The organism is Pseudonocardia pini, from assembly GCF_013870575.1.
Classification (GTDB): Bacteria; Actinomycetota; Actinomycetes; order Mycobacteriales; family Pseudonocardiaceae; genus Pseudonocardia; species Pseudonocardia pini.
In genome coordinates this window covers 1-10569 of the sequence record NZ_JACBXB010000106.1, presented here as the reverse complement: position 1 = coordinate 10569, position 10569 = coordinate 1, and the positions used below count along the sequence as shown (strand labels likewise).

Annotated in this window: 7 protein-coding genes and 2 pseudogenes; 6 read left to right on the top strand and 3 right to left on the bottom strand. The window is 71.0% G+C overall.

Annotated elements, in window-relative coordinates; translation table 11 throughout:
* On the top strand, window positions 1–219 hold a 219-nt coding region (locus H5J29_RS09275; protein WP_181780513.1), incomplete at its 5' end, for a DUF3515 domain-containing protein.
* 17 nt (window positions 220–236) lie between these two features.
* Here H5J29_RS09275 and H5J29_RS09270 read toward each other — a convergent pair.
* Window positions 237–1322 carry a D-alanine--D-alanine ligase family protein gene (locus tag H5J29_RS09270; RefSeq protein ID WP_181780512.1) on the bottom strand — a complete coding sequence of 362 codons (1086 nt, stop codon included), beginning with the start codon at window positions 1320–1322 and terminating at the stop codon, window positions 237–239.
* Between the two features lie 49 nt (window positions 1323–1371).
* A complete protein-coding gene (locus H5J29_RS09265; RefSeq protein WP_181780511.1) occupies window positions 1372–2259 on the bottom strand; it encodes an isocitrate lyase/PEP mutase family protein in 888 nt (295 codons plus the stop codon).
* Between the two features lie 37 nt (window positions 2260–2296).
* Between H5J29_RS09265 and H5J29_RS09260 the strand changes: the two genes are divergently transcribed.
* Together H5J29_RS09260 and H5J29_RS09255 are read left to right on the top strand one after the other, a co-directional pair.
* The gene (locus H5J29_RS09260; RefSeq protein ID WP_181780510.1) at window positions 2297–2728 is read left to right on the top strand and encodes a TIGR03618 family F420-dependent PPOX class oxidoreductase; all 432 of its coding nucleotides are present in this window, start codon (window positions 2297–2299) and stop codon (window positions 2726–2728) included.
* Window positions 2729–2924: 196 nt separating this feature from the next.
* Window positions 2925–4148 (top strand): annotated as a pseudogene (locus tag H5J29_RS09255) (MFS transporter); the annotation flags it as partial.
* Between the two features lie 381 nt (window positions 4149–4529).
* Here H5J29_RS09255 and H5J29_RS09250 read toward each other — a convergent pair.
* Window positions 4530–4889 (bottom strand): annotated as a pseudogene (locus tag H5J29_RS09250) (MBL fold metallo-hydrolase); the annotation flags it as partial.
* A gap of 475 nt (window positions 4890–5364) precedes the next feature.
* Here H5J29_RS09250 and uvrA point away from each other — a divergent pair.
* The 3 genes from uvrA to H5J29_RS09235 all read left to right on the top strand — a co-directional run.
* Complete coding sequence (uvrA, locus tag H5J29_RS09245) at window positions 5365–8283, top strand: excinuclease ABC subunit UvrA (protein WP_181780509.1); 2919 nt, start codon at window positions 5365–5367, stop codon at window positions 8281–8283.
* Between the two features lie 275 nt (window positions 8284–8558).
* Window positions 8559–9683 (top strand): ABC transporter substrate-binding protein, encoded by a 1125-nt coding sequence (locus tag H5J29_RS09240; protein WP_181780508.1) that lies wholly within the window; start codon window positions 8559–8561, stop codon window positions 9681–9683.
* Between the two features lie 50 nt (window positions 9684–9733).
* On the top strand, window positions 9734–10569 hold an 836-nt coding region (locus H5J29_RS09235; protein WP_312858130.1), incomplete at its 3' end, for an ABC transporter ATP-binding protein.

Sequence of the window (10569 nt, the reverse complement as noted above, 5' to 3'; positions counted from 1 at the left end):
GAGCTCACCCCGACCTCGACGTTGACCGAGGTCAACGGGGTGAGCTGGCTGACGGTCACCGACGGCACCCCGGACCCGAGCCTGGTGACCTACATCGCCGTCGACCGTGGCGTGTACGTCGCACTGACCACACCGACCCAGATCGGCAGCGGCCCCGTCCAGTCGGTCTCGGCGGCGATCACCGCGACCATCCCGGAGACCGAGGTCCAGGTCCGCTGACCCGCGTCAGGGAGCCGTCAGCGCAGGCCGGTGCCCCTCGCCAGGGCGGTGTCGATCAGGGTGCTCAGCAGGGTCGGGTAGTCCACGCCGGTCTCCGCCCACATCCGCGGGTACATCGAGATCGGGGTGAAGCCCGGCATGGTGTTGACCTCGTTGACGGTCAGCTCCCCGTCCTCGCCCACGAAGAAGTCCACCCGGGCGAGGCCTTGGCCGTCGAGGGCGCGGAACGCCTCGACCGCCATGTCCCGCAAGCGGTCCGACGTCGAGTCGTCCAGCTTGGCGGGGATGTCGAACTCGCAGACGTCGTCGAGGTACTTGGCCTCGAAGTCGTAGAAGTCGCTGCTCCCGCCGACCACCCGGATCTCGGCGGGCAGCGAGGCGCGCAGCGTGCCGTCCGGCAGCTCGAGCACCCCGCACTCGACCTCGCGCCCCACGACGGCCGCCTCGACCAGCACCTTGGGGTCGTGCGCGCGGGCGGTGGCGATGGCCGCGTCGAGGTCCGCCCAGTCCGTCACCTTCGTGATGCCGACGGACGACCCGGCCCGCGCGGGCTTCACGAACACCGGCAGGCCCAGCTGCTCCCGCTCCGCCTCCGTGAGGGTCCTGGCGTCCCGCCGCAGCACCACGAGGTTCCCCGCGGGCAGCCCGGCCGCGGCCAGGAGCTTCTTGGTGAACTCCTTGTCCATCCCGGCGGCGCTGGCGAGCACGCCCGCGCCGACGTAGGGCAGACCCGCCATCTCCAGCAGGCCCTGGATCGTGCCGTCCTCGCCGAAGGGCCCGTGCAGCACGGGGAAGACCACGTCGACGCCCGCGAACACCTCCGCCCTGTCCAGCCGCAGCAGCCCGCCGCGGGTGGGGTCACCGGGCAGGGCGAGGGCGGTCGCGGCGGGATCCACGGACGGCAGGGCCCGGTCCCGGATGCGCAGCGCGGCGGGATCGTCGGTGCCGAGGACCCAGGCACCGTCCGGGGCGATGCCGACCGGCACGACGTCGAACCGCGTCCGGTCCAGGTGGGTCAGCACGCTGCCCGCCGACACGCACGAGATCGCGTGCTCCGAGCTCCGTCCGCCGAACACGACGGCCACCCTGATCCGCTGGGTCATGCGCAGGAGCGTAGGCGGCACCGTCACCCGACCGGCGCACCGACCCGCGCTACCGGTACCTCGCCTCCAGCTCGCCGATCTCGTCCAGGCCCACCGTCGCGGTGAACTCCCCGAACGCGGGCAGGCCGGGCAGCGCCGACGCCGGCGTGCCCTCCGCGCGCACCGTCTCCAGCAACGCCCGCATCCCGGCCGTCGCGGCCAGCAGCGTGCCGATCGGGTAGAGGACCAGCGCGAAGCCCAGCTCGCCGATCCGTTCGAGCGAGAGCGGCGGCGTCCGGCCGCCCTCCGCCCAGTTGAAGACCAGCGGCGCCACCCCCGCCAGCTCCCCCGCGATCCGCTCGACGTCCGCCTCCGAGGTCGGCGCCTCCACGAACAGCAGGTCCGCGCCCTCCGCCGCGAAGGCTCGGGCGCGGTCGAGCGCCGCGTCGACCCCCTCGACGGCGACGGCGTCGGTGCGGGCGATGACCAGGAGGTCCCGGTCCCGACGGGCGTCCACGGCGGCCCGGATCTTCCCCAGCATCTCCGGCAGCGCCACGATCTCCTTGCCGCTCATGTGCCCGCACCGCTTGGGCGTGACCTGGTCCTCCAGCTGGATCGCCGCCACGCCCGCCTGCTCGTAGGTCTGCACCGTGCGCAGCACGTTGAGCGCGTTGCCGTAGCCGGTGTCGCCGTCCGCGATCACGGGCACGTCGACGGCGGCGACCAGCCTGCGTGCGTTGTCCGCCATCTCCGACCCGCTGAGCAGGCCGACGTCCGGGCGGCCCAGCAGGCTTGCCGTGGTCCCGAACCCCGTCATGTAGACGACGTCGAAGCCCGCCTGCTCGACGAGCCGCGCGGACAGCGCGTCGTACGCCCCGGGCGCGACGAGCGGCCCGGACCGGTCGAGCAGCTCCCGGAGCCGGGAGCGGGGCGGACGGGGCGAGAGCAGGTCGGCCATCCGCCCAGCGTGGCACGACGGGGAGCAGACTCCGGCCATGAGCGCAGATCTCGACGCGGTCCGCCGGATGGTCGCCGAGGAGCACGGGCTGGCCTCGGTCACCGTGGTCCGGGCGGACGGCCGACCCCACTCCTCCCTGGTCAACGCCGGTGTCCTGGACCATCCGCGGACCGGCGACCCCGTCGTCGGGTACGTGACGTACGGAGCGGTGAAGCTCCGCAACCTCCGGGCCCGCCCCGCCACCTCGCTGCTCTGGCGGTCCGGGTGGCGGTGGGCCGGGGTCGAGGGCGACAGCGAGCTGGTCGGGCCCGGGGAGACGGACCCGGAGGAGCTGCGGCTGCTGCTGCGTGCGGTGTTCACCGCCGCGGGCGGCACGCACGACGACTGGGCGGAGTACGACCGGGTCATGCGGGAGGAGGGCCGCACCGCCGTGCTCGTGACCCCCACGAGGATCTACGGCAACGGGTGAGCGAACACACGGCCGTCAAGGGAACCTTCGGCTCGACCGATGCCTCCCGCAACAGTTAGCCTGGGTCAAACAATTTCGTCGCGCAACAGGGGGACTGGTGTCGGCCGACCAGGCAGCCGTGCTCGACCGTCCGGGGGCGGTCTCCGACCCCGGACCGGGGTACAAGTGGATCGCGCTGTCCAACACCACGTTGGGCATGCTGATGGCCACGATCAACTCGTCGATCGTGCTCATCGCCCTGCCGGACATCTTCCGCGGCATCGGGATCAACCCGCTGGAGTCGTCGAACACCAGCTACCTGCTGTGGATGATCATGGGCTTCCTGGTCGTCACCGCGGTGCTGGTGGTCGGCTTCGGGCGGCTCGGCGACATGTTCGGCCGGGTCAGGATGTACAACCTCGGCTTCGCGATCTTCACGGTCTCGTCGATCCTGCTGGCGGTGACCTGGCAACAGGGCGACGCCGCGGCGATCTGGCTGATCGCCTGGCGCATCGTCCAGGGCATCGGCGGCGCGTTCCTGATGGCCAACTCCAGCGCGATCCTCACCGACGCCTTCCCGCAGAACCAGCGCGGCCTCGCCCTGGGCATCAACGGCGTCGCGGCGATCGCGGGCTCGTTCCTCGGCCTGGTCATCGGCGGGCTGCTCGGCCCGCTGAACTGGCACCTGGTGTTCGTCGTGTCGGTGCCGTTCGGCGTGTTCGGCACGTTCTGGGCCTACTACAAGCTGCACGACAACGGCCGCCGCGTCCGCGCCAAGATGGACTGGTGGGGCAACATCACCTTCGCGGTGGGCCTCATCGTGCTGCTGGTCGGCATCACCTACGGCATCCAGCCCTACGGCGACAGCGTGATGGGCTGGGGCAGCCCGATGGTGCTCGGCTGCATCATCGGCGGGATCGTCGTGCTGGTGGTCTTCGGGATCATCGAGACGAAGGTGGAGTCCCCACTCTTCGAGCTCTCGCTGTTCCGGAACCGGGCGTTCACGCTCGGCAACCTCGCGAACTTCCTGTCCTCGCTCGGCCGCGGCGGGCTGCAGTTCGTCCTGATCATCTGGCTGCAGGGCATCTGGCTGCCGCAGCACGGCTACAGCTTCGAGCAGACGCCCCTGTGGGCGGGCATCTACATGCTGCCGCTGACCGTCGGGTTCCTCGCGGCGGCGCCGATCTCCGGCGTGCTGTCCGACCGCTGGGGCACGAAGTGGTTCACCACCGGCGGCATGGCCATCACGGCGGTGAGCTTCATCCTGCTGGAGATCCTGCCGGTCGACTTCGACTACTGGGCGTTCGCGGCGATCCTGCTGGTCAACGGCATCGGCATGGGCCTGTTCTCCTCGCCCAACCGGGCCGAGGTCATGAACAGCCTGCCGGTGAACGCCCGAGGCGCGGGCGCCGGCATGACGGCGACCTTCCAGAACTCCGCGATGGTCCTGTCCATCGGGTTCTTCTTCAGCCTGATGATCGCGGGCCTGTCCACGCACCTGCCGTCGGTCATGGAGTCCGGGCTGCTGCAGAACGGCGTCCCGGCCGCCGACGCCTCGCGCATCGCCGACCTCCCGCCGGTGGGCGTGCTGTTCGCGGCCTTCCTGGGCTACAACCCCATCCAGGAGCTGCTCGGTGGGGTCCTGCAGAACATCCCCGCGAACCAGGCCGAGTTCCTGACCGGCCGCAGCTTCTTCCCGAACCTGATCTCCGGCCCGTTCTCCGAGGGGCTCACGGCGGCGTTCTGGTTCGCCGTCGCGGCCTGCGTGGTCGCGGCCGTGGCCGCCCGGGAACAGGGAGTCCCCGGTGAACAGGTGGGGGCGGTCCGGTCCGCGGTAGAGCAGGGCGAGCGAGCCCGGCGTGTGGCCGCGCAGGTGGATGACCTCGAGCCGGATCTCGCCGAACTCGACCACGTCCCCCTGGGACACCAGCAGGTCCATCGGGATCGGCAGCTCCGGCGCGTCGAGCGGGTGCGCGATCTGGCGGGTCTGGAACATGCCCGCGACGGCGCCGAGGGCCTCCCAGTGGTCCTTGTGCCGGTGGGTGGTGACCAGGTGCCTGAGCTCGGGCCTGCCGTCGCCCGCGCCGACCAGGTCGGCGATCCGCTCCGGCTCGTTGGCCGCGTCGACCAGCAGCGCCTCGTTGGTGGCCGTGCAGACCAGCAGGTAGGCGTTGTTGTCCATCGGCCCGACCGACACCTTGCTCACCGTGAGGGGCCCGATCGCACGGCGGATCGCCGCCCCGCCCGGATCGGTGTGCCCGCTGTACTCCTCGAGGACGTCCACGCGCCGAACTCTAGGCCGTGTCTCTCGCCCGCCACCACCGCTCCCGGCGGCGTTGCCGGGCCACCCGAGGACGCCCGGTGTGAGGGCGGCCCGGCGGCCTTGCCGCGAACGGCGTGGATCACCGGGCCCGGCGGCGCCGGACCGGGGGACACGGGCTGGTGCCCACCCCCCTGCGCGGACTTCGAACATGCGTGCGACCCTGGAGTGCGGGAAGGGTCGTGCGGCTCGCCGCGTTGCACGAGGCGACATCCGGCGCGCGCAGCCGTACATCCACCGACCGGATCCCGCGGTGCCCCCGGCGCCGCCGATTTCTGTCGGACCCCCGGCCTAGCATCGGCCGGCGTAGACGTCCGTCCTCGAGGAGGCCCCCGAAGTGGCACAGGCCCGCACCCCGCACGACGCTCCCCGGCTCGTCGTGCGTGGCGCCCGTGAGCACAACCTGCGCGGGGTGGACCTCGACCTGCCGCGCGACAGCATGGTCGTGTTCACCGGGCTGTCCGGGTCCGGGAAGTCCAGCCTGGCGTTCGACACGATCTTCGCGGAGGGCCAGCGGCGGTACGTCGAGTCGCTCTCGGCCTACGCGCGGCAGTTCCTCGGCCAGATGGACAAGCCGGACGTGGACTTCATCGAGGGCCTCTCCCCGGCCGTCTCGATCGACCAGAAGTCCACCAACCGCAACCCGCGCTCGACCGTCGGCACGATCACCGAGGTCTACGACTACCTCCGGCTGCTCTACGCGCGTGCCGGCGTCCCGCACTGCCCCACGTGCGGCGAGATCATCGAGAAGCAGACGCCGCAGCAGATCGTCGACCAGGTGCTCGCCATGGAGCAGGGCAGCCGGTTCCAGGTCCTGGCGCCCGTGGTCCGCACCCGCAAGGGCGAGTTCGTGGACCTCTTCACGAGCCTGCAGTCGCAGGGCTACTCGCGCGTGCTGGTCGACGGGACGGTCCACCAGCTCTCCGACCCGCCGAAGCTCAAGAAGCAGGAGAAGCACGACATCGCGGTCGTCGTCGACCGGCTGTCGGTCAAGGCGAGCGCCAAGCAGCGGCTCACCGACTCGGTGGAGACGGCGCTGCGGCTGGCCGACGGTCTCGTCGTGCTCGAGTTCGTGGACGTCGACGAGGCGGACCCGCAGCGCGAGCGCCGGTTCTCCGAGCGGATGGCCTGCCCCAACGGGCACCCCCTCACGCTGGACGACCTGGAGCCCCGCACCTTCTCCTTCAACTCGCCCTACGGTGCGTGCCCCGCGTGCTCCGGGATCGGGATCAAGAAGGAGGTCGATCCCGAGCTCGTCGTGCCGGACCCCGAGATGTCCCTGGCCGACGGGGCGGTGGCCCCGTGGAACAACGGGCACACCGCCGAGTACTTCGGCAGGCTGCTGACCGGGCTGTCCAAGGCCGTCGGGTTCCGGATGGACACGCCGTGGCGCAAGCTCTCGGCGGAGGCGCAGAAGGCGGTGTTGCACGGGTCCGAGGACCAGGTGCACATCCGCTACCGGAACCGGTACGGCCGCGAGCGGGCGTACTACGCGAACTTCGAGGGCGTGATCCCGTTCCTCGAGCGGCGGATGGACCAGACGGAGTCCGAGTCGCAGCGCGAGCGGTACGAGGGCTACATGCGGGACGTGCCGTGCCCCGTCTGCAAGGGTGCCCGGCTCAAGCCCGAGGTCCTGGCCGTCACGCTGGGGGAGCGGTCGATCGCCGAGGTCTCGGCCATGTCGGTCAGCGAGTGCTCCGGCTTCCTCAACGGCATGGAGCTCAACGAGCGCCAGGCCATGATCGCGGGCCGGGTGCTCAAGGAGGTCCAGGCGCGCCTGGGCTTCCTGCTCGACGTCGGGCTGGACTACCTCTCGCTCGACCGTGCGGCGGGCACCCTCTCCGGCGGCGAGGCCCAGCGCATCCGGCTGGCCACGCAGATCGGCTCCGGACTGGTCGGCGTGCTGTACGTGCTCGACGAGCCGTCCATCGGGCTGCACCAGCGGGACAACCGCAGGCTGATCGACACGCTGACCCGGCTCAAGGAGCTGGGCAACACGCTGATCGTCGTGGAGCACGACGAGGACACCATCCGCGCGTCGGACTGGGCGGTGGACATCGGCCCGGGCGCGGGCGAGCACGGCGGGATGGTCGTGCACTCCGGCACCGTCGCGGACCTGGAGGCGCACGACACGTCGCTGACCGGCGCGTACCTGTCCGGCCGCCGCTCGATCCCGGTCCCGGAGACCCGCCGCGCCCTCGACCCGGAGCGCAGGCTCACGATCGTCGGGGCGCGGGAGCACAACCTGCGGGGGATCGACGTCGACATCCCGCTCGGCGGGCTGGTCTCGATCACCGGCGTGTCCGGCTCCGGCAAGTCCACGCTGATCAACGACATCCTGGCCACGGTGCTGGCGAACAAGCTCAACGGCGCCCGCCAGGTCCCCGGCAGGCACACCCGGATCACCGGCGTGGACCAGCTGGACAAGCTCGTGCGCGTGGACCAGTCGCCGATCGGCCGGACCCCGCGGTCCAACCCGGCCACCTACACCGGCGTGTGGGACAAGATCCGCACGCTGTTCGCCTCCACCACCGAGGCGAAGGTGCGCGGCTACCAGGCGGGCCGGTTCTCGTTCAACGTCAAGGGCGGGCGCTGCGAGGCCTGCTCCGGCGACGGCACGATCAAGATCGAGATGAACTTCCTGCCCGACGTGTACGTCCCCTGCGAGGTCTGCCACGGGGACCGCTACAACCGGGAGACCCTCGAGGTCCACTACAAGGGCAAGACCGTGGCGGACGTGCTGGGCATGCCGATCGAGGAGGCTGCGGAGTTCTTCAAGCCGATCACCTCGATCAGCCGGTACCTGGACACCCTGGTCGACGTCGGGCTCGGGTACGTGCGGCTCGGGCAGCCCGCGCCCACGCTCTCCGGCGGCGAGGCCCAGCGCGTCAAGCTGGCGAGCGAGCTGCAGAAGCGCTCCAACGGCCGGACGATCTACATCCTGGACGAGCCGACCACGGGCCTGCACTTCGAGGACATCCGCAAGCTGCTGCTGGTGATCAACGGGTTGGTGGAGAAGGGCAACACCGTCGTGGTGATCGAGCACAACCTGGACGTCATCAAGACCTCGGACTGGGTCGTCGACATGGGCCCGGAGGGCGGTTCCGGCGGCGGCACGGTCGTCGCGCAGGGGACGCCGGAGCAGGTGGCCGCGGCGGAGGCGAGCTACACCGGGCGCTTCCTCGCGGGGCTCGTCACGCCGGAGGTCCCGAGCGTGCGGCGTCCGCGTCGCCGCAAGGCGGTCGCGGCGGGCTGAGCCGCGGGCCGGTGTCGTGACGCCGTTTCGGCACGCTCCGTTCGTACTGGTCAGCGCTGTGTGAGCGGGTTGTGGCCTCGCGCACGGAGGATGCGGAAGTGCGATCGGACGGCATCACCGCCGTAACATCGCCGCAACCCCAGCGATGCTGCGGGTTCCTAGATTCTGCGGGTCGGCGCGTCGGGGGACATCATGCCGAACACGTCGAGCCGAGGCTGCTCGGCGCCCGACAGTCCGGCACCGGACGCCACCCGTACGTCGTAGGAGATCGCCACATGACGCTGCTCGTCCCGCCGCCCCACCAGCGCCCCGAGGGACCGACCCCCCACAGCCGGCGTGGCTTCCTGCGCCTGGCCGGGCTCGGTGTCGGCGTCGGCGCCGCCGGAGTGGCCCTCGCCGCCTGTGGCGGCGGCGGATCCGGGAGCACCGGCGCCTCCGGCGCCGCGTCGGCCGCCCCGGGCCAGTTCGGCACCCTCGCGCTCCAGCTGTCCTGGATCAAGAACATCGAGTTCGCGGGCGAGTACTTCGCGGACTCGAAGGGCTACTACAAGGCGGCCGGGTTCGACTCGGTCGACCTCGTGACCGGGCCGGTGGACAGCGCCGACGCGCTGGTCCTCGCGAAGAACGTGGACGTCGGTCTCTCGGCCCCGGACGCGACCGCGCGCTTCATCACCGAGCAGGGCGCGCCGCTGAAGGTCATCGGCAGCACGTTCCAGAAGAACCCGTTCTGCATCCTCTCCATCGAGGAGGGGAACCCGATCCGGACCCCGCAGGACCTGGTGGGCAAGCGGCTCGGCATCCAGGCGGGCACGAACCAGCAGATCTTCGACGGCTTCCTCAAGGCCAACAACATCGACCCGGCGTCGGTGACCCAGGTCGTGGTGCAGTACGAGCCCACGCCGCTGACGGAGAAGAACGTCGACGGCTTCATGGCCTACCTGACCAACGAGCCCTTCATCGTCAAGGCGGACGGGTTCACCCCGGTCACCCTGTCCTTCGCGGACAACGGTCTGCCGCTCACCGCGGAGACCTTCACGGTGCTGCAGGAGACCATCGAGAACGACCGCGAGAAGCTCAAGGCGTTCCTGAAGGCCGAGATCCAGGGCTGGAACGACGCCGTGGCGGACCCCGCGGGCTCCGCGGCGCTGGCCGTGAACACCTACGGCAAGGACCTCGGCCTGGACATCCCCGGCCAGACCGAGCAGATGGAGGCCCAGAACGGCCTCGTCGTCAGCGCGGACACCAAGGCCAACGGCCTGTTCACGCTCACCCCCGAGCTGCAGGGCAACATCATCTCGGCGCTCGGCAACATCGGCATCACCATCACCGCCGAGGAGCTGTTCGACCTGACCCTCCTCGAGGAGGTCTACGCCGCGGACCCGAGCCTGATCAAGGCCTGAGCGCGGTCGATCCGTAGCGACGAGGGACCGAACAGCGAGAGGGAGCACGAGTGACGGAGACGACCGAGCAGGCCGGGCGGGCGGGGAAGTACTCCACCACCGATCCCACCGCCGCCCCCGGGGCGGCGACCGGGATCAACATCCAGGGCCTGCAGAAGGTCTTCACCATGGGTCGCAAGTCGGTGCAGGCGCTCGCCGCCACCGACCTGGGGACCACGCAGAACTCGTTCCTGTCGCTGCTCGGGCCCTCGGGCTGCGGCAAGTCGACGATCCTGCGCATCCTCGCCGGGCTGGAGACCCCCACCGAGGGGACCGCGCTGATCAACGGCCGGTCCACCCGGGAGATCCAGCGCGACCACGAGCTGGGGATCGCCTTCCAGGAGGCGGCCCTGCTCCCGTGGCGCAGCGTGGCGAGCAACATCCGGCTGCCGCTGGAGGTCGCGGGGATCACCCCCGCGCCCGGTCTGGTCGACGACCTGATCAAGCTGGTCGGGCTCACGGGTTTCGAGAAGGCCAAGCCCGCCCAGCTCTCGGGCGGCATGAAGCAGCGCGTGGCGATCGCGCGCTGCCTGGTCGTGCAGCCCACCGTGATGCTGCTCGACGAGCCCTTCGGCGCGCTGGACGACATGACCCGCCAGCGGCTGAACGTGGAGCTGCTGCGGATCTGGACCGAGCGGCCCGCGACCACCCTGATGGTCACCCACGGCATCTCGGAGGCGGTCTTCCTGTCCGACGTCGTGGCCGTGATGAGCCCGCGGCCGGGCCGGATCGCCGAGGTGGTGGAGATCGACCTGCCGCGTCCGCGGCTGCCCGAGCTGCAGCGCACCCCGGAGTTCCACGAGTACGTGGACCGGCTGTCGGAGATCCTCTTCGGGCGCGCCGGCTC